Here is an 18,907-nt window from a genome sequence, read left to right as displayed (position 1 = left end):
GGAGCTCTTTTCATAAATGCGAGAAGGCACTTTTATGCCATGATCTTACGGAACAGGTCTTTCAGGTCCTCTACGCTGGCATCCTTCGGGTTGCCCGGCGCGCAGGCATCTGCATATGCGGACTCTGCAAGGAACGGAAGGTCTTCCTCTTTGATCGCCTCAAGGACAGACGGAATTCCGACATCCGCGGAAAGCTTCTTGACAGCGTCAACAGCAGCTTTCCGGTATTCGTCCTGAGACATGGAATCAACATTTGCAACGCCCATTGCACGCGCGATCTCACGATATTTTTCGCCGGTGCATTCCTGATTATATTCCATAACGATCGGAAGCATCATTGCGCAGGCAACACCGTGCGGGGTATCATAGACAGCACCGAGTGTGTGTGCCATGGAGTGGGCGATGCCAAGACCAACGTTGGAGAAGCCCATACCGGCAATGTACTGACCGAGAGCCATTCCCTCGCGGCCTTCCTTTGTGTTTGCCACAGCACCGCGCAGGGATTTTGAGATGATCTCGATGGCTTTCAGATGGAACATATCGGTCATTTCCCAGGCAGCTTTTGTTGTGTAGCCTTCGATGGCATGGGTCAGGGCATCCATACCGGTGGAAGCGGTAAGTCCCTTTGGCATGGAGGACATCATATCCGGGTCAACAACAGCAATGATCGGCATGTCATGCGGGTCAACGCATACAAATTTACGCTTTCTTTCGATATCGGTGATAACATAGTTGATCGTAACCTCGGCAGCAGTACCGGCTGTTGTCGGAACGGCGATGATCGGAACACACGGTTTTTTCGTCGGTGCAACACCCTCAAGACTTCTTACATCCTCAAATTCCGGGTTTGCGATGATGATGCCGATCGCTTTGGAGGTATCCATGGAGGAGCCGCCGCCGATGGCGATCAGGTAGTCAGCGCCGGATGCCTTAAATGCTTCAACACCGTGCTGGACATTCTGGATCGTCGGGTTTGCTTTAATATCGGAGTAGAGCTCGTAGTCAAGACCGTTTGCGGTCAGAATGTCGGTTACTTTGGCGGTAACCTTGAATTTTACGAGATCCGGGTCGGAACATACGAACGCCTTTTTAAAGCCGTGGGCTTTCGCCTCGTTCGCGATCTCCTGAATCGCGCCTGCTCCGTGATAAGATGTCTGATTTAACATAATACGATTTGCCATGATAAAAAACTCCTTCCATGAATACTTGAACTCAAAAGCTTTCTGTGCCTTTGTTATTATATTAACAAATTCGAAGGGCAAAAAGAAAGTTACAGAAAAGGCCAAGTGTAACACTTCAAGGAAAATCGACATATTGCAAAAGAAACGCACGAAAAAATTGTGCAAAATAACAATAGATCAGGACAGCAGATGAAGCTCAAGAAACAGATCCCGCAATGCTGCCGGCATCGCGCGGACGAGAAGACCGGCAAACTGGGACGGGGTCAGGTCCATGCCACCGAGAACCCACTTTACGGTCATGGTGATCGAGCCCTGACAGTACATTTCCAGAAGAAAATGGATCTCAGGGCTGGCCGGTCTGCCGCTTTTTTCCCGGATCAGATTTTCATAAAAGGCGAGGATCAGCTTAAAATCATGCTCCCGCAGGGAATTCTGCCTGTCATAGCGGAAGGCGGCGGCAAAAAACGTCTTTTCCTCCTGAATATATGTAAATTTTTTCTCCAGACTGTCAAGGACCGTCGTCCCACGGCCCATATGTTCAAAGGAGCGGGCGAGGAGCTTGTCGAAATACCAGTTGATCAGGTCATATTTATCAAGAAAATTCCGGTAAAAGGTCTGGCGGGTGACGCCGCAGCGCTCTGTGATCTGGCGGACAGTGATCGCATCGACCGGAGTTGTCTTCATGCATTCCTTCATGGCTGCGGCGAGACGGTATTTTGTTTTTTCCCCCTTCATGGCAGGCGTGCTGGATTCGATCATTAAAAGCTCCTTTCTACGGTATCGCGACCGGTGCTATTGTATTCAGTAAATTCTATCATATTTTTCCCAAGGGAGAAAGTCTTTTTGCTCCGGTTAGCTCCCTCTTCAGATATCATCGGGAAGCGTTCAAAAAAACCCCGTATTATCCGCGATCGAGTCACGCGGATGATACGGAGTTTTTGTTATACCTGAATGAGCTTCAGATGGCTGAGCCCAAAGGCAGACCGGTTTTTATGAGAGACCGATCACAACGGCAAGGATCACAGCGATGGATCCGAATGCAAACAGGACAGCCTGGAATTTGATCTGGAATTTTGCCCATTTGCCCCAGTCGAGCTTTGCTGCGGCCAGCGCGCCTAAGAGACAGCCGGAGGTCGGAACGATGAAGTTTGTGAAGGCGTCACCAAGCTGGTACGCAACAACAGCAACCTGTCTCTCGACACCGACAAGATCGGCGAGAGGAGCCATGATCGGCATGGTAAGGGCAGCCTGTCCGGAACCGGATACAACGAAGAAGTTGAACACGGACTGGAAGATATACATAAACCATGCGGAGATCACCGGCGGGAAATTCTGCATTCCGTCGCTGATGCTGTGAAGGATCGTATTTAAGACTGTACCGTCGGTTGCACTTGTGCCACCGAGGATGATGATAATACCCTGCGCCATTCCGACACACATTGCAGCGCCTAAAAGATCGGCAGCACCGTGGTCGAAGGATTTTGCGATATCATTTACTTTCATGTCATTCAGCTTGAATACAACGCCGATGATACCGGAAACGAGACCCATCACGAAGAACTGGGAAGCGATCTCCGGGATATAGTAGCCCTCGCTTATAACACCCCAGATCGTCCATACCATGCAGGCAGCGACCGTGAGGAGAACAAGCTTGTGGCCGAGAGTGAACGGCGGCATCTCTTTGCCGTTCTTTGCGAATTCTTTTCTGTATTCCTCATCAGACTCATATGCAACGGAGAGCTTCGGATCTTTCTTGATCTTTACCGCGTAGCGCATCGTGAAGACGATCGTAAGTCCTGTGAAGAAGATCCATAACGGGATACGGAACCATGCGCCGGACATGACCGGAATACCGGCAACACCCTGGGCAACAGCCAGTCCGAACGGATTCTGCCAGGAAGAACCGAAGCCGATCTGTGTAGATACATAGGAGCACATAATTCCGACAACTGCGTCATATCCCATTGCGATAAACATTGGTACGAGGATCATAACGAACGGGATTGCCTCCTCACCCATACCGAAGACCGCGCCTCCGAGGGAGAACAGGACTACGAGGATCGGGATCAGAAGGATCTCGCGTCCGTTTGTCAAAGCGATGACCCGCATAATGCCGCTTTCTATCGCGCCTGTCCGGAGAACGATACCGAAGGCACCGCCTACGACCAGAATGAAGGCGATGATTCCGACAGCGGTACCATTCTTATCGCCGACGGTCATACCCTCGAATACATAGTTTAAAATTCCCTGACCGCCAAAGTCCTCGGTTCCGAAGAGCGGAGCTGCTTTGGTCACTTTGTTTCCGTTTTCATCCAGAATATACTGGAAGCTTTCCGGATCCAGAACGGTTCTTGTTTTTTCCACGCCGTTCTGCATATACGTGATTTCTTTTGTGTCGTATTTACCCAACGGGATAAATACGGTGAGCAGAGCCGCGAACAGAATGACACCAAAAATGATGATGTAAGTGTGCGGCATCTGGAAGCCCTTTTTTTTCTCCATGGCTTATCCCCCCATAATTGTATTCTCTGCCTGTGAAATCCCCCGCACAGGTAGTGTATCTACTATATTAACATAAATTCTGTGATACGTCATTACTCTTTTCCTTTAATCCTACATATTAATAGTTGCTGTACAGGGGTAGGAATTTTCTGAACTGAAAATTCCGTACAATACAGTGGTGGCAGTGGATTTTGCCGATTCGGAATGCGAAGCATCGGCAAAATCAGTTACTGTTTGCGCAAGGCGTGAACAGTAACTATTAATAGGTTTATACAATTTCGAATCAGCATTTTTGGTACTTATGTAACCAATCAGGAACATAGGTATTGTATTGCGTATCATACAAAAAGAAAAAAATGTCAGAATATACACAAAATTGGGATTGAAAGGATGAAAAGTTTGTTCACATCTTCTAAAAAGTATGTTATAATAGAGTCACCATCTAAGAAACTAATGTATGGGACAAAAAGAGCAGCAAGAGGTGATATCATGGTAAAAAAAGAGATGATAGCGATGCTGTTGGCAGGAGGACAGGGAAGCCGCCTCGGTGTATTAACACAGAAAGTGGCAAAACCGGCCGTCTCCTTCGGCGGAAAGTACAGAATTATTGATTTCCCGCTCAGCAACTGCATCAACTCTGGTGTTGATACTGTGGGAGTATTGACCCAGTACCAGCCCTTACGTTTAAACGCGCACATTGGAATCGGTATTCCGTGGGACTTAGACCGCAACGTCGGCGGCGTTACGATCCTGCCCCCTTACGAGAGAAGTAAAGGCAGCGACTGGTATACAGGAACCGCGAACGCAATTTACCAGAATCTGGAGTACATGGAGTCCTACAATCCGGAATACGTTCTGATCCTTTCCGGCGACCACATCTACAAAATGGATTATGAGGTCATGCTGGAATATCACAAAGCGAATAATGCGGATGTCACGATTGCCGCTATGCCGGTGCCGATCGAGGAAGCAAGCCGTTTCGGAATCCTGATCACGGATGACAACAATAAGATCACGGAATTTGAGGAAAAACCGGCGAACCCGAGAAGCAACCTCGCTTCCATGGGTATCTATATCTTCAGCTGGAAGGCACTGAAGGAAGCGCTCATCAAGCTTTCCGAGGAGCCGGGCTGTGATTTCGGAAAACATGTGATCCCGTATTGCTTCGAGCAGGGCAAACGGATCTTTGCATATGAGTACAATGGTTACTGGAAAGATGTCGGAACTCTCGGCTCCTACTGGGAAGCAAATATGGAGCTCATCGACATTATTCCGGAATTCAACCTGTATGAGGAATACTGGAAGATCTATACAAAGAGCGACCGGATCCCGCCGCAGTATATTTCCGCGGACGCGAAGATCACAAAGTGTATCATCGGCGAAGGTTCCGAGATCTACGGAGAGGTAACGAACTCTGTGATCGGATCCGGCGTAACGATCGAGAAAGGCGCTGTAGTCAAAGACTCCATCATCATGCAGGACAGCGTGATCGGTGAAGGCGCGGTGATAGAAAAAGCGATCGTGGCCGAGGACGTAAAGGTCGGCGCCGGGGCGCACCTTGGTGTTGGTGAATATGCGCCGAGCAAATATGACCAGAAAGTATACCAGTTTGATCTTGTGACGATCGGCGAACACTCTGTGATCCCGGAGAACGTAAAGATCGGAAAGAATACAGCAATTTCAGGTGTGACGACCGCGGAGGATTATCCGGACGGAGCGCTTGAGAGCGGCGGTTACATTGTAAAGGCAGGTGGAATCGTATGAGAGCAATCGGTATTGTTTTAGCAGGCGGAAACAGCAAGCGGATGCGCGAACTTTCCAATAAGAGAGCGATCGCGGCGATGCCGATCGCGGGCAGTTTCCGAAGCGTGGATTTTGCGTTAAGCAATATGAGCAACTCTCATATCCAGAGCGTTGCCGTACTGACACAGTATAACTCCCGCTCCTTAAATGAACATTTAAGCTCTTCCAAATGGTGGGATTTCGGAAGAAAACAGGGCGGAATGTATGTATTTACTCCGACGATCACGGCGGAGCACAGCGACTGGTACCGCGGAACAGCAGACGCGCTCTACCAGAATCTGGACTTTTTAAAGAAAAGCCACGAACCATATGTAGTGATCGCTGCCGGAGACGGTATCTATAAGCTGGACTACAATAAGGTCCTGGAATATCATATCGAAAAGAAAGCCGATATCACGGTTGTCTGCAAGGACATGCCGGGTGATGTGGATGTGACACGTTTCGGTATGGTGAAGACGAATGCCGACGGACGGATCGTTGAGTTTGAGGAGAAGCCGATGGTGGCTGATTCCCACACGATCTCCTGCGGTATCTATGTTGTCCGCCGCCGTCAGCTGATCGAACTTATCGAGCGCTGCGCGAACGAGGACAGATATGACTTCGTACAGGACATTCTGGTGCGCTACAAAGGTCTCAAGCGGGTCTATGCGTACAAGTTAAATACATACTGGAGCAACATCGCTTCTGTCGATGCTTACTACCAGACAAATATGGACTTCTTAAAACCGGAAGTGCGCAATTACTTCTTCAAAGAGTATCCGGATATCTACTCCAAGGTGGATGACCTTCCGCCGGCAAAATACAATCCGGGCGCAGTTGTGAAGAACAGCTTGGTATCCAGCGGCTGTATCTTAAACGGAACGGTAGAGAATTCAGTTCTGTTTAAGAAGGTCTATATCGGAAACAACTGTATCATCAAGAATTCGATCATCTTAAATGACGTGTATATTGGGGATAATACCGTTATCGAGAACTGCATCGTTGAGAGCCGTGATACGATCCGGGCGAATACGACGTATATCGGAAAGCCGGACGATGTGAAGATCGTGATCGAGAAGAACGAGAGATATACCCTGTAAAAAGGGTGCCGCAGTTCGGAGACGGGATATTCCGGACGGTGCGGCAAAGGCTGAAAGACAGGCATTCAAATATTGACTGGCCGGTGATTACATAAAATCTGCGGGGAGCGCAGATGGGGGAGGTTATTATGCAGGTAACAGATGTACGTGTGAGAAGAATTGAGAAAGAGGGAAAAATGAAGGCGATCGTGTCCATCACACTGGACAACGAGTTCGTGATCCACGATATCAAGGTCATTGAAGGGGAGAAAGGCCTGTTTATCGCGATGCCGAGCAGAAAAGCTGCTGATGGCGAATACCGCGATATCGCCCATCCGATCAATTCCGGAACACGGGACATGATCCAGAGAGTGATCCTCGACAAGTACGAGACAACCACACTGGAGGAAGCGCAGGCAGTTTAGTTTTCCGGGAAACTTGTCCGGAGTGACAGCCTGACGCAGGTCCTGCAAAAAGATATAGCCGCAGAGAGCGGCTTGTGAATGGGGAAATAGAAAGTCCGCCGAATCGTGAAAAGATTCGGCGGACTTTTTTCGCGTATTATGATCTCTTATACGATTACATAAGTCCCGGGATCAGAAGCGGAACATATACGATCATGAAGAATACGATGATCAGTCCGATCAGGTACGGGATAACAGATTTGGAGATCCGCTCGATCGGAAGTCCCGTGATACCGGAAGCAACGAACAGGTTGATGGCAACCGGCGGTGTGATCATACCGATGGCGATACCAACTACGAAGAGGATTCCAAAATGTACGGTGCTGATGCCCATGGCCTTGACAAGCGGCAGGAACACCGGAGAAAGAATGATGATCGCGGAGGAGGTCTCCATGAAGACTCCTGCGAGCAGGATGATCAGGGAGATCAGGAACATGATCACATACTTGTTTGTGGAGATTCCCAATACTCCGGACGCAATGGCCTCCGGGATCTTGTAGTTTGCGAGAACCCAGCCGAACGGACCGCTGCATGCGATGATGATCATGATAACGGCAGATGTCTTTGCACTTCCCTTCATGATCTCAACGAGACCCTTGAAATCAAGGTCGCGGTAGATAAAGAAGGAGACGAAGATCGCGTAGATGACTGCTACGGCAGCCGCCTCAGACGGTGTGAAGTAACCGGAGAAGATTCCGCCGAGAATGATCAGCGGCATTAAGATTCCCCAGATCGCTTCCTTGAAGGTGTGGAGCACGTTTCCGACAGAGAACGCTTTTCCCTTCGGGTAGTTGAACTTGCGCGCCTGATAGAGGGAGATCGCAACGAGGATCACGCCCATTAAAATTCCCGGGACAAATCCGTTTTTGAAAAGAGTGTTTACGCTGTCCTCAGAGATAACGGCGTATAATACCATCGGAACGGACGGCGGGATAACGACACCGATGGTTCCGGCAGCTGCGATCAGGGCAGCGGCGGAATCTTCACGGTATCCACGTTTCTTTAACTCCGGGATCAGTGTTGCACCGACAGCGGCTGTTGTGGCGGCACCGGAACCGGAGATCGCCGCGAAGAACATGCCGGCGAGGACGGATACGATGGAAAGACCACCCTTTAACATACCAAGTAAGGACTCGGCGAACTCAACGAGCACCTTGGAAACTTTTCCCTTTGCGAGAAGGTCGCCGGCAAAGATGAAGAAGGGGACTGCGATCAGGGAGAAAGAGTCGGTGCTGGCGAACATACGCTGCACGAGGATCAGGAGCTTTACATCGCCTTTTAAGAGGACGAGGAGAGCTGCCGCCGCGATCGCGAATGCGACCGGAACGCCGATCAGAAGCAGAACGATAAAGGAAATGAATAATAATGCTGCCATGTTATGCCTCCTCCTTTCCAAATAAAAGTCCAAGAACCGCGTCAACCGCGTGTACGAGCATGAATCCGCATCCTACCGGAATGCAGAGGTAAATATATTTCATGGGAAGACGCATCGCTGCAGACAGCTGGTTTCCCTGTTTTCCGAAGTATTTCATACCATAGATGATCACGACAACAAAAAGAACTGTGCAGACCACATGGACGAGAAGTTTTAAGACTTTGCTTAATGCGGCCGGAACCATATCCTGAACGAAGGTGATGGAGATATGGCCGCTGTGCTTGTATACACAGCTTGCGCCTAAAAATGATGACCAGACTAAAAGGTAACGGGTCGCTTCCTCACTCCAGGAGAGGGCGGTGAATGCCATACGGCAGACGATCTGTGCGCCGGTGATAACGACCATGGCGCCGAGCATGACAACGATGATGTAGGAACAGATGGTGTCCAGAACATCGCTGAGTTTGTGAAATCCCTTAACGAAAGCCAACGGTGTTTCCTCCTTTGAAAACCGAAACAATTACATGGAAAGTGCTAAAGCGGTTCTGATTTACAGTACGCGAGTAGGAATTTTCTGAACTGAAAATTCCATACAATACATCAGTGGTAACAGTTCCGGCTGCCCGGGTTTCCCTGGGCAGCCGAAGAACCTGCTTTAAAAATCCCATTGCCGGGGCAATGTTAACGGATTTTAGCACCGAACTTTAAAATCAAACAGCTGCGAAATTACTTTAATGCGTCCTGGATTCTTTTGATGTAATCAGCGTAATCCGGGTAAGCGTCATATACGCTCTGAACAGCTGCACGGAAGCTGTCTACATCCGGGTTCTCGACGACTTCCATACCATGATCCTTGATCTCCTGGAGCTGGTCAGCTTCCTGATCTGCAACCCACTGGCGCTCGTACTCAGCAGCTTCCTGTGCGGATTCCTCGAAGATCTTCTGAACATCTTCCGGTAAGGACTTGAAGAGGTCGTTGCTCATTGTGATGATCGCTGTGGAGTAGGAATGACGGTCAAGGGTTACATACTTCTGGGACTCCCAGAGCTTGTAGGAGTAGATAACGTTGATCGGGTTCTCCTCGCCATCGATGGTGCCCTGCTGAAGAGCTGTTAAAGCGTCGGACCATGCCATCGGAACCGCGTTTACATCAAGAGCCTTGAAGGTAGCTGTGTAAACGTCGTTCTCCATGACACGGAGCTTTAAGCCTGCAACGTCAGCCGCGTTTGTGATCGGCTTCTTGCTGTTTGTGATGTTACGGAAACCACGCTCTGCGTATGCGAGACCCTTTAAGTCAGCATCCTCAAGTGTTCCAAGGAGCTCTTTACCGATCTCACCGTCGAGGACTTTGTAAGCTTCCTCGTTGTTTGCGAACAGGAACGGCATATCGAGAACACCCATAGCGCTGGAGAAGTTTACGAACGGACCGCTTGTGATGATACCCATATCAAGAGTACCCATCTGCATGCTCTCAAGCATGGTACGCTCGTCGCCGAGAGCTCCGTTCGGATGGATCTCGATCTCGTAGGCGCCGTTTGTGCGCTCTTTTACGAGCTCAGCGAATTTCTCAGCGCATACCTGGAAACTATCCTGCTCGTTTACGGTCGTACCAAGCTTTATTACGGTTGCGTCTGTGTTTGAAGTCGCTTCCTTGCTCTCAGCAGCGGAAGAATCAGCGGCAGCGGCTGTTGTCTCAGCGGCAGCAGCAGTTGTCTCTGCGGAATTGCTGGAAGAGCCACAGCCTGCCATGGAAAGAACCATAGCGCCTGCCATAACGGCGGATAATAATTTTGCACTTTTTTTCATAATGACCTCCTAAAGTCTTTTAAGAATAGATGGATTATAAGTATATATCTTAACTGCCCCTCGCAGATAAGAAACTAAGGAATTGATGGTGGTGTTGGCAAAGTGTGCGAAAGGAGATTGCTCCGCACTGCGTGCTCCCGCAATCTCCGCCGGCATTCGTAATCCGGGCTTTCGCCCTGCTTACTCATGCTGGCTTGGTTGTCAGATGTACAGATAGCCCTGCGTGCAAGCACGCGGTCTGTCTGTCCGCCTGACAACACTTTCGGGGCAAAAAAAAACTCCTGTCTCTTATTTTTTAAGAGACAGAAGCGAAACTTCTGCGGTACCACTCTTATTGCTGTCAAAAAACAGCCTCTCGATCCCGTCGTTTTTCAAATATGAAAAATTAACAGGCAACACGTTAACGGGTGTAAACCGAACCAGCCTACTTGGAACACTTTCAGTGGTTAGCTCCGGGAGGATTGTCTGTAACGCGGTGTCTGCAGCTTTTCACCAGCCAGCTGCTCTCTGAAAGACCTTCGTTAAGAGCGTTCCCATCATCGCAAGGAATATTTAAAACTGCCCTTTATTATAGTCACAGATTTTCAAAAGTCAAGAGAATTTAAAAAAATAAATCGCGTATTGTGAGAAAAATGTGCTATGATAGATCGTATAGTAAATTTATTTCATAGGAGATATTCCAACAGGTTATTATAGAGAATGGAGGAGGAGAATGAAACCGACCGTCAGTATAATTGTTCCTGTCTACAATGCGGAAAAATTTCTGAACCGCTGTGTGGACAGTATTCTCGGACAGGAATATAGAGATTTTGAACTGATCCTCGTAGATGATGGGAGCAGAGATATGTCAGGCTCGATCTGTGATGCGTATGCGAAGACGGATGAGCGTGTGGTGGTGATCCACAAAGAAAATTCCGGGGTTTCAGACACGAGAAATCAGGGAATTGAAAGGGCAAAGGGAACATATCTCCAGTTTGTGGACAGTGATGACTGGCTGACGCCGGATGCGACAAAGCTTATGGTCCGGGCGGCAGAGGAACATGGCTGTGATATGGTGATCTCCGATTTTTACCGCGTCGTTGGGGATATGGTATCCAGAAAAGGGGACATCGAGTCAGACTGCGTGATCGACCGGGAGGAATTCGCGTCGTTTATGATGGAGAATCCGGCGGATTATTACTATGGAGTGCTGTGGAATAAGCTGTACCGGCGCGATCTCGTAAACCGCTTCGGGATCCGGATGGATGCGGAGATCAGCTGGTGTGAGGATTTTATGTTCAATCTGGAGTATGTCCGCTATGCAGAGACATTCTATGCGCTGAGGACACCGGTGTATTATTATGTAAAGACAAAAGGTTCGCTGGTGAACCAGAAGATCAGCATCACGAAGACTGTGAAAATGAAGCTTATGATGTTTGAGTACTACAACAACTTTTATAAGCATGTGCTGGACGAAGAGGATTATGAGAAAAACCGGCTTCAGGTGTACCATTTTCTGGTGGATGCAGCGAAGGACGGCTTTGTTTTCCCGGCATCGATCCCCGGAAACCGGAAGCTGGGAGAGGAGCGGAGCAGTGCGCTGCAGGAGGTGATTTCCGATGATGGGATCATTGTGGATAAATACCGGGACCGGAAACTTCTGGAGAGATATCTGGAGTCGGCGGCATTGAAGCATGATATGACAATGGAGGAACTTTCTCTGCTTTTATATCTGAAGGATGCAAGCCATGAACTGAGCAGAAAGAATCTTGCGGATCTTATGGATCTTAGCCGCGGAGACCTCGCGGTGGCGGTTCAGCGGCTGTCCGCGAAAAAGATGGTTGAGGTAACGGAGCTTCCGAGAAGGCGGGGAACAGAACGAAAGATCCGGCTGGAACTTCTTCCGGCATCAGAAGTTGTGATCCCGGATCTTGAGGCGGCGGAGAACGATTACTATCAGGCGAAGTTTGGAAATTTTACAGAGGAAGAGATCAGACAGTATACGCTGCTGGCACGGAAAGTGCGGGAGAACGAGATGAGTATTTTGCAGCGGGGATAGGAGAAGGCGCATTCGCGCGAAGCTGCGGACTGCGTCAGGCAGTCGTACTGGTGTGGAAATACAACGGATAAACATCAAAAATATGGAGATAAAGATGAAAAAAGAAAAAGCTTGCAAAATCGTATTCAGTGACATCGACGGCACGCTGCTGACGTCGGACGGACAGATCACGGAGGGGACGAAGGAGATGATCCTGAATCTTGAGAATAAGGGAATCCCGTTTATCCTGACTTCCGCGCGGTCACCGGAAGGCGTGCGGGTCATTAAGAGAATGCTGGGGAACCATGCACCGATCATTGCGTTCTGCGGTGGACTGATCCTCGATAACGACGGACATGAGATCTACAGTAAGACGATTCCGTTAAAACGGGCACTGGAACTGAAGGCGATGCTGGATAAGGATTTTCCGGCTGTTGCCTGTAATACCTTCGGCGGCGAGAAGTGGATCGTGGATGACCGGGACGATTGGAGAGAGCAGCGGGAAGAGAAAATCGTGGGATTTCCGGCTGAAATTGGATCTATTAAAGATACATTTGAAACAGAAGGCGGAATTCATAAATTTCTCCTCATGGGAGATCCGGACGTGATGACAAAGCTGGCGGCGGTTCTGGCGAGAGATTTCTCTGATCTTCAGTCCGCGGCATCCAACCCGGAATATCTGGAGATCACGGCAGCGGGCGTGGAAAAGTCGGAAGGTTTGAAGACGCTCTGTGGAAAACTCGGAATTTCCCCGGAAGAGGCAGCGGCCTTCGGTGACGGCGAGAGCGATCTTTCCATGATGCGTGCGGCAGGATTTGGCGCGGCGATGGGAAATGCGCCGGAGAATGTGCGGAGACGGGCACCGATGGTGATCGGGAAGAATGATGAGGAAGGGCTGCTGAAGAGGCTGAAGGAGATATTTAAGGACTGAGAAAAATTGAGATTTCGAGACGGATGAATTCTGCCAGGCACTAACGTGCCAATGATGCGCACTCGCGCGAAGATGTAGATTGTCGCAAGTGACCGCACGAGGCGCGAGAATGTGCCAAGGTACATCCTTTTTTAGAGTTCTTGCAGAACAGAAAAACAATACAATTGAAAAAAACACAGACAGCATATGCAATATGGAAGACAGGATGGTAAGGCTATGAAAGGGAAGATTTTAACAGGCGCGGGGCTGCTGCTGATCGCGGCGGCTCTTCTTCTTACTGTTTATAATATAAGAGAATCAGACCGGGCCGGAGCAGAGTCAGAGGAGATGGTGGTCCGGATGGAGTCACTGACAGCAGCTCTGCCGGAGCGGCTGGAGACGGAGAAAAAGGAACTGGTGCCGGAATATAAGAAGAATCCGGAGATGGAAATGCCGACAGTGGAGGTAAATGGACAGGAATGTGTGGGGATGATCGAGATTCCGGCGCTGGGGCTCAAGCTTCCGGTTATCAGCGAGTGGAGCGACGCGAAGCTCAAAAAAGCGCCGTGCCGCTACAGTGGTTCTGCGTACTTAAAGAATATGATCATCGCCGGACACAATTACCGCACCCATTTTTCTGGCATCAAGCGCCTGAATCCAGGTGATTCCGTGGTGTTTACGGATGCGGATGGAAATGTGTTTTCCTATGAAGTGACGGAAATTGAGACGGTCGGCGGCTATGACATCGAAAAGATGGAGGACGGGGACTGGGATCTGACGCTGTTTACCTGCACGAATAAGGGGAAAGCGCGGGCGGCGGTGAGATGCAGGGAGATCGAAGAATAGAGAGGAGTGAGAGAAATGTGTAAGGCGATGGAAGACCTGAGAAATGAGAGCTATGCGGGAGGGCGTGAAAGCCAAGCTAAGGATACGGCGGTTCGAATGAGCGAAAAGGGAATTTCGGTTGAAGAGATTGCCGAAATCGTTGGATTCAGTACAGACGGGGTTAAGAAATGGATTGTAACAGAAGTGTAGGAGAGTGGTGTTGATTTTTAAGAAGAGCATTTTTAGTTGAAGCGTTATTAAAGGAAATGGGGTATGTGTACGGAAACAGGGAAAGCACCTTCGGAGAAGGTAGGCTTTCCCTGTTTTTTTGCTGCAATGCATCTGAAAGAAGCTGCCGATGGCAGGTCTTGCAGATAAAATATTATTTTTTGTAGAAACAGTTCCCGCCAACGATCTTGTAGGAAGAGTAGCTGCCTGTTGAGGCGTGTTTGGCGGATTTGAAGTAGAGATAGTCGCCGATATTGTTGGAACCTGACAGAGCATCTTTGGTGGCTTTGATGCAGGACTTGGACGGACCCTTTGCCAGGTATTTGTCCAACAGGCCGGAGGACGCGCCGGGGAACTGGCCATCGGCGTAGATCACGTCGGAGATCGTTTTGCCCCATTTTCCGGATTTTACACGGTTTACAATACAGCTTGCTACAGCGAGCTTATCTTCATAGGAATCGTCACCGGCCTCCATGGCCACGCAGGCTGCCATCAGGTAGATCTCATCTTCGGTGGCGGAGATTACATAGGACGGTGCCGCAGAGGTTCCGTTTCCGGATGCGCTCAGCGCCGCGGACTCTTCCTTTGCGTCAACAGCGGCAGCAGGAACCGGGCCGATGGAGGCATATTTACTGGAAATATAGCCGTTTGTGTCGGCGGAGAGCTGGACCTTTGTCCAGCCGTCGGATTCACTTAAGACAGGGAAGGAATCCCCTTCGGCCGCCTGTTTTAAGATTGCGGAATCTGTGGACGGAATCTCGCGGACGTTCAAGGTCGTCGCGGTGATCTTCGCGGATAGAAGACCGAGTTCCTTCGCCAATGGCTCGATATCTGTCCCAAAGAGCAGATATTTGTCACACATCCATCCCTCAATTTTTCCGGAACGGACCTTCGTCCAGCCATCTTTCTTCTCTAATACGGTTCCGCCCGCTCCACGGTAGCACTTTCCGACGATCTCTCCGTCCGTGGACGGTTTCGTCCGCATATTTAACGGTTCACTTGTCACATTTGCCACGGCAAGATTGTCGTAGGCGGATGCGGCGAAAGATGGAAGAGTTAAAAGTGCAGTGGAAAGGAACAGGACAGACGCGGCAGCGGCCGCTTTTAAAAGAAACTTCTTTGAAAAGTCAGAAATCAGATTCTGTAATTTTCTCATGCCAAATCTCCTCATATCAGTTGAATGTCCCGGTTATATTGCGGGAATTATTTCAAATATTACAAAACTATTACGAAGAAATTATAGCAAAAATGGAGAAATTTGTCAAATCAGCATTCCCATTGATATTTCTTGAGATCCACATGTATCGCGTCCTTCAGCTCTACGCCTTCCTGCCGTAGCAGAAATGCCTGTTCCGGCCAGCCGGGGACGAGGCGGCCGGAGTGGTTTACGACACGGTGGCAGGGGAAGTCTCCGTAGTTTGAGGCGTGGGAGAGGACCCGGGCCACGAGGCGGGAGTTTTTGTCCCTGCCGATGAGGCGGGCGATCTGGCCGTAGGTGGCGACGGTTCCCTCGGGAATCTCCCCGACTACGGACAGGACCTCGTATGCGAAATCTTCAGTAAAACGGGCGGATGGTGCCATGTTACTGCACCTCCTTCTGCTCCTCCCACATCTTCACCGGCATGCCGTTGACTTCCACGTTGTCCTCAACGGCAATTACAAGACAGCGGCGTCCACCGATGAACTTGGTTTCTACGAGATCGAGACGGTCCGGGTTGACCTTAATATCCACATCCGGTGTCTTCACGGCAAATTTTCCGGTTCCGGTGATCGCCGGAACGAGGATCGCGGTGTTCTCCCCAGCGGCTTCCTCGTAGACTTTATCGAAGTGCTCCAGGCGCTCCGGCTCCACGCCGCTCTTTTCCAAAAGATCTTTGACTTCCGGCTTTGTGAGCGTTAACGGAATCTCATCCTCTTTATGTTCCTCCGCAAGCTCCGTGAGATTCTCATGGATCTGGCGGACAATCTCATAGTCGCACTCTTCGCCGAGAGTATCCGTCAGGATCTCCTGGAACGCTTCTTTCTGGGACTTGAAGGAGATCGGCGTCGGCGCGCCGAGGCAGGCATCAATGAACTCAGAGTGGAGCTCCTCCGGATTTTTTGAGAAATACAGGATGCTGTGAATATCGCTGCTGCGGTCATTAAATGCAGGAAACAGGAATCCGGTCATCGGAGTCTGTACCCACCAGTCCCGCGGGCGCTCTTCAATTGCGTTGGTCGCTTCATTATAAGAAAGACCGGGCTCGGAAAGCTTTACCGGGCAGATGCAGCAGAGGATATGGTTGTAGACCTCCTCAGATGCGTCGAACATTTCCTCATTGTCGGACGCTTTCCCCGGAACATCGTAGGCGCTGTGGATCAGGATAATATAGTAGTTTTCGCCGTACTCGTAATTTTCGATTATCTTATTATAAAAGGTATCCACGGTCTCATCGTCGGCGAGCTTCTCATCGCGGAGTTTCATGAGAAGCTCGTGGGCGCTGTCCGGACCTTCGTCGTGAATAGAGTACTCCAGGTTGTGGAGATTCTTTCCGATTCCGCCGGAGAGGGCTTTTTTGAAGATCTCGTAGTATTTAAAGATCTCCTCCTCGGACAGGGCGAAGAACGCCTCCTTTAAGGTCGTCTTGATCTGCTTTTCGGCATCGACGTAGCATCCGCAGATGCGGGTGATGGCGTTGTTATCCTTCTTAAACTGTTTCTTGATTTCTGAAATTTCACGTTTATTCATAATATGTATCCTTTTCAAATAAATCTCCAGCTATAAACGACGTTCTGTTTAATTGTAAAAGTAATAAAAATGAAAGTATGGCTGGAGAGAAAATCATTGATGATCGATGGATCCTCTGATTGACAGCGTCGTGCAGCTGTTGCGCTGAGCACAGGGGAACGAAAGGCAGCTGAAAATAAATAGCTGTAGAGATATCTACTTATTTAATATCTTCTCCGCATAATACATCGCCGCCACATGCACCGCCTGCACGAGTCCGCCTTCCGTCATCAGCTTTCGCGTCTCCCCGGCGGACATCACAACGATCTCCAGATCCTCGGTGGCATCGAGATGCTGCCCGCTGACCCTCTTACAGTCTGTGATCAGATAACAGTGGGCAAAATTGCTGATACACGCCGCGTTCGGCGCGACCTTGCAGAGAAATACCGGCTCACTTCCGGCATAGCCGGTCTCCTCGAAGAGTTCCCTTGCAGCCCCGGCTGCGGGATTCGCATCTGTCGGCTCCATGCATCCGGCAGGAAGCTCCAAAAGGATCTGTCTCGTTCCATGGCGGTACTGGCGCACGAAAACGAAGTCCCCGTCAACGGTGACGGCGACCACGACAACAAAATCCGGCACATCATTTACATAAAACGGAGAGATCTTCGTGCCATCCGGCAGTGCGCAGTCATCGGCGTGAAGATCGATCCAGCGGTCCTTTACGATCGTCCTGGATCCGTTGCAGATCCACGGTTTAATAGACATAACCTTTTCCTCCTAAATCAGGACAAATATAACCTAAAATCCAGCCTGCGCAAGAGGACAGACCAATTTAACGAATTGCCGAACCGGCAAAATGCCCAGGCAGACAAAAGATGACGGAGAACAGAGTACCATACTGCGATCAGTCTCACTATAAAGCGATTAAACTTTCATCATCCGGCACATAAATATTTCCGCTGTAATAGCGTTTTCCCTCACTCTTATAAAGCCGTTCCCGACCGGCAACATTGCTGTCCTCCGTGTGCCAGAGTACGAGGTTCGGGATCCCCAGGGACTCCGCCAGTTCACAGGCATCCTTCACGGTGCTGTGGTGCTTCTCGTACGGCTTCCAGATATCCCGCTCCGCATAGAGGCAGAATGCCTCGTGGAGCAGCCAGTCGCTACCGCGGACATACTTCTCACAGACCGGATTGTACGGTTCATCCCCGGCACAGGTGAGCTTTCTTCCATTATTTAATGTCAGCGTGAATCCGAACTGTTTTAACTTCGTGGAGTGGATATCGAAGAATGTCACGTCGTAGCTTAAAATATGGCGGGTCTCGCCGTCCTTCACTTCCTCTAAATGGATCCGGTTGCCGATCATGTTGTAAAATTTATCCTGGATCGTCAGGCGGCAGAGCGTCCTGATCGTCTCGATAAGTTCTGAATGGCAGTAGATATAGGTATCTCCGACATACTGGTCCTTTTTCATCTTTGTGGCGATCATGCGGACCATCCAGACGATGCCTAAAACATGGTCCGTGTGGGCGTGGGTCACAAAAATATGGTGGATGTGCTCTAACGGAACCTGCATGTTGTCCAGGATCTTTAAGATCCCGTTTCCGCCGCCGGCATCCACCATGAAATATTCATCCCCGTCTCTGAGGGCGAAGCATGTATTGTAAAGATTTGTGACCGTCGCGTTTCCGGTCCCAAAAACGTAGAGAAGTTCGCTGTTCATAAGAAAAATCTCCCTTCTGAAGAGTACATTGACTGCGCAGAATCTGCTTCCTGGGCAATCCAAAGTGGGTTACTGTACACGGGTAGGAATTTTCTGAACTGAAAATTCCGTACAATACAGTGGTGGTAGTGGATTTTGCCGATTCGGAATGCGAAGCATCGGCAAAATCAGTTACTGTTTGCGCAAAGCGTGAACAGTAACCAAAGTGAAGGTCCGGTCCCCGGTGTCATCCATTCTTTTGTTGAGTTTTGAATATGAATATGTTACTATAAAATAAATGGAAAAGCAATTCCCAGGCGGTTAAATTT

Annotated in this window: 18 protein-coding genes and 1 other annotated feature; of the genes, 7 read left to right on the top strand and 11 right to left on the bottom strand. The window is 49.6% G+C overall.

The genetic code is table 11. The features are described 5' to 3' along the window. Positions 1–32: 32 nt before the first annotated feature. The 3 genes from fucO to yfcC form a co-directional block, all read right to left on the bottom strand. A complete protein-coding gene (fucO, locus tag DW677_RS06940; protein WP_117469020.1) occupies positions 33–1,181 on the bottom strand; it encodes a lactaldehyde reductase in 1,149 nt (382 codons plus the stop codon). A 177-nt stretch (positions 1,182–1,358) separates the two neighbouring features. Next, on the bottom strand, positions 1,359–1,940 hold the full coding sequence (locus tag DW677_RS06935; protein WP_117469021.1) for a TetR/AcrR family transcriptional regulator C-terminal domain-containing protein: 582 nt from the start codon (positions 1,938–1,940) through the stop codon (positions 1,359–1,361). A gap of 231 nt (positions 1,941–2,171) precedes the next feature. Beyond that, positions 2,172–3,683, bottom strand: coding sequence for a putative basic amino acid antiporter YfcC (gene yfcC / locus DW677_RS06930; protein WP_117469022.1), 1,512 nt, complete (start codon positions 3,681–3,683; stop codon positions 2,172–2,174). A gap of 489 nt (positions 3,684–4,172) precedes the next feature. Here yfcC and DW677_RS06925 point away from each other — a divergent pair, with 489 nt between their 5' ends. The 3 genes from DW677_RS06925 (at position 4,173) to spoVG (ending at position 6,969) form a co-directional block, all read left to right on the top strand. Continuing rightward, on the top strand, positions 4,173–5,447 hold the full coding sequence (locus DW677_RS06925; RefSeq protein ID WP_117503103.1) for a glucose-1-phosphate adenylyltransferase: 1,275 nt from the start codon (positions 4,173–4,175) through the stop codon (positions 5,445–5,447). After that, on the top strand, positions 5,444–6,565 hold the full coding sequence (gene glgD / locus DW677_RS06920; protein WP_117469024.1) for a glucose-1-phosphate adenylyltransferase subunit GlgD: 1,122 nt from the start codon (positions 5,444–5,446) through the stop codon (positions 6,563–6,565). Before DW677_RS06925 ends, glgD begins: the two co-directional genes overlap by 4 nt. 128 nt (positions 6,566–6,693) lie before the next feature. Then, a complete protein-coding gene (spoVG, locus tag DW677_RS06915; protein WP_015553023.1) occupies positions 6,694–6,969 on the top strand; it encodes a septation regulator SpoVG in 276 nt (91 codons plus the stop codon). Positions 6,970–7,123: 154 nt separating this feature from the next. Here spoVG and DW677_RS06910 read toward each other — a convergent pair whose 3' ends face one another. The 3 genes from DW677_RS06910 to DW677_RS06900 form a co-directional block, all read right to left on the bottom strand. Continuing rightward, positions 7,124–8,383 carry a TRAP transporter large permease gene (locus tag DW677_RS06910; protein WP_015553024.1) on the bottom strand — a complete coding sequence of 420 codons (1,260 nt, stop codon included), beginning with the start codon at positions 8,381–8,383 and terminating at the stop codon, positions 7,124–7,126. Position 8,384: 1 nt separating this feature from the next. Next, entirely contained in the window at positions 8,385–8,873 is a 489-nt protein-coding gene (locus DW677_RS06905) for a TRAP transporter small permease (RefSeq protein ID WP_117483514.1), read from the bottom strand. Positions 8,874–9,109: 236 nt separating this feature from the next. Continuing rightward, entirely contained in the window at positions 9,110–10,189 is a 1,080-nt protein-coding gene (locus DW677_RS06900) for a TRAP transporter substrate-binding protein (RefSeq protein WP_117566735.1), read from the bottom strand. 295 nt (positions 10,190–10,484) lie between these two features. Further along, positions 10,485–10,738, bottom strand: a binding site (T-box leader). Positions 10,739–10,901: 163 nt separating this feature from the next. Between DW677_RS06900 and DW677_RS06895 the strand changes: the two genes are divergently transcribed. From DW677_RS06895 to DW677_RS18285, 4 genes are all read left to right on the top strand, one after another. Further along, positions 10,902–12,227 (top strand): glycosyltransferase, encoded by a 1,326-nt coding sequence (locus DW677_RS06895; RefSeq protein ID WP_117483513.1) that lies wholly within the window; start codon positions 10,902–10,904, stop codon positions 12,225–12,227. Positions 12,228–12,321: 94 nt separating this feature from the next. Further along, a complete protein-coding gene (locus DW677_RS06890; RefSeq protein ID WP_242992121.1) occupies positions 12,322–13,137 on the top strand; it encodes a Cof-type HAD-IIB family hydrolase in 816 nt (271 codons plus the stop codon). A 216-nt stretch (positions 13,138–13,353) separates the two neighbouring features. After that, positions 13,354–13,962: a sortase gene (locus tag DW677_RS06885; protein ID WP_181968318.1), complete on the top strand. Its 609-nt coding sequence runs from the start codon at positions 13,354–13,356 to the stop codon at positions 13,960–13,962. Positions 13,963–13,977: 15 nt separating this feature from the next. After that, positions 13,978–14,151, top strand: coding sequence for a helix-turn-helix domain-containing protein (locus tag DW677_RS18285; RefSeq protein WP_158552993.1), 174 nt, complete (start codon positions 13,978–13,980; stop codon positions 14,149–14,151). A gap of 172 nt (positions 14,152–14,323) precedes the next feature. Here the strand turns inward: DW677_RS18285 and DW677_RS06880 are convergent, their stop codons facing one another. The 5 genes from DW677_RS06880 to DW677_RS06860 all read right to left on the bottom strand — a co-directional run bounded on the left by DW677_RS06880 (position 14,324) and on the right by DW677_RS06860 (position 18,599). After that, complete coding sequence (locus DW677_RS06880) at positions 14,324–15,325, bottom strand: SH3 domain-containing protein (protein WP_117469032.1); 1,002 nt, start codon at positions 15,323–15,325, stop codon at positions 14,324–14,326. A 110-nt stretch (positions 15,326–15,435) separates the two neighbouring features. Then, on the bottom strand, positions 15,436–15,750 hold the full coding sequence (locus tag DW677_RS06875) for an MGMT family protein (protein WP_117566732.1): 315 nt from the start codon (positions 15,748–15,750) through the stop codon (positions 15,436–15,438). Between the two features lies 1 nt (position 15,751). Then, positions 15,752–16,897 carry a DUF4317 domain-containing protein gene (locus DW677_RS06870; protein ID WP_117566731.1) on the bottom strand — a complete coding sequence of 382 codons (1,146 nt, stop codon included), beginning with the start codon at positions 16,895–16,897 and terminating at the stop codon, positions 15,752–15,754. Between the two features lie 195 nt (positions 16,898–17,092). Beyond that, a complete protein-coding gene (locus tag DW677_RS06865; RefSeq protein ID WP_117469035.1) occupies positions 17,093–17,641 on the bottom strand; it encodes an NUDIX hydrolase in 549 nt (182 codons plus the stop codon). A 148-nt stretch (positions 17,642–17,789) separates the two neighbouring features. After that, on the bottom strand, positions 17,790–18,599 hold the full coding sequence (locus DW677_RS06860) for an MBL fold metallo-hydrolase (protein ID WP_117566730.1): 810 nt from the start codon (positions 18,597–18,599) through the stop codon (positions 17,790–17,792). Positions 18,600–18,907: the final 308 nt, after the last annotated feature.

Source organism: Clostridium sp. AM25-23AC, assembly GCF_003435125.1.
Lineage (GTDB): Bacteria > Bacillota > Clostridia > Lachnospirales > Lachnospiraceae > Pilosibacter > Pilosibacter fragilis.
The sequence above is the reverse complement of the archived record's forward strand: the minus strand, read 5'-3'. Positions and strand labels throughout refer to the sequence as shown.

Bases quoted from the DNA above. Each gene is read 5' to 3' on its own strand.
- DW677_RS06875 (WP_117566732.1), bottom strand. From the start codon at position 15,750: ATGGCACCATCCGCCCGTTTTACTGAAGATTTCGCATACGAGGTCCTG.
- fucO (WP_117469020.1), bottom strand. From the start codon at position 1,181: ATGGCAAATCGTATTATGTTAAATCAGACATCTTATCACGGAGCAGGC.
- glgD (WP_117469024.1), top strand. From the start codon at position 5,444: ATGAGAGCAATCGGTATTGTTTTAGCAGGCGGAAACAGCAAGCGGATG.
- DW677_RS18285 (WP_158552993.1), top strand. From the start codon at position 13,978: ATGTGTAAGGCGATGGAAGACCTGAGAAATGAGAGCTATGCGGGAGGG.
- DW677_RS06925 (WP_117503103.1), top strand. From the start codon at position 4,173: ATGGTAAAAAAAGAGATGATAGCGATGCTGTTGGCAGGAGGACAGGGA.
- DW677_RS06890 (WP_242992121.1), top strand. From the start codon at position 12,322: ATGAAAAAAGAAAAAGCTTGCAAAATCGTATTCAGTGACATCGACGGC.
- DW677_RS06895 (WP_117483513.1), top strand. From the start codon at position 10,902: ATGAAACCGACCGTCAGTATAATTGTTCCTGTCTACAATGCGGAAAAA.
- DW677_RS06870 (WP_117566731.1), bottom strand. From the start codon at position 16,897: ATGAATAAACGTGAAATTTCAGAAATCAAGAAACAGTTTAAGAAGGAT.
- DW677_RS06935 (WP_117469021.1), bottom strand. From the start codon at position 1,940: ATGATCGAATCCAGCACGCCTGCCATGAAGGGGGAAAAAACAAAATAC.
- DW677_RS06860 (WP_117566730.1), bottom strand. From the start codon at position 18,599: ATGAACAGCGAACTTCTCTACGTTTTTGGGACCGGAAACGCGACGGTC.
- DW677_RS06885 (WP_181968318.1), top strand. From the start codon at position 13,354: ATGAAAGGGAAGATTTTAACAGGCGCGGGGCTGCTGCTGATCGCGGCG.
- DW677_RS06865 (WP_117469035.1), bottom strand. From the start codon at position 17,641: ATGTCTATTAAACCGTGGATCTGCAACGGATCCAGGACGATCGTAAAG.
- DW677_RS06880 (WP_117469032.1), bottom strand. From the start codon at position 15,325: ATGAGAAAATTACAGAATCTGATTTCTGACTTTTCAAAGAAGTTTCTT.
- spoVG (WP_015553023.1), top strand. From the start codon at position 6,694: ATGCAGGTAACAGATGTACGTGTGAGAAGAATTGAGAAAGAGGGAAAA.
- DW677_RS06910 (WP_015553024.1), bottom strand. From the start codon at position 8,383: ATGGCAGCATTATTATTCATTTCCTTTATCGTTCTGCTTCTGATCGGC.
- yfcC (WP_117469022.1), bottom strand. From the start codon at position 3,683: ATGGAGAAAAAAAAGGGCTTCCAGATGCCGCACACTTACATCATCATT.
- DW677_RS06900 (WP_117566735.1), bottom strand. From the start codon at position 10,189: ATGAAAAAAAGTGCAAAATTATTATCCGCCGTTATGGCAGGCGCTATG.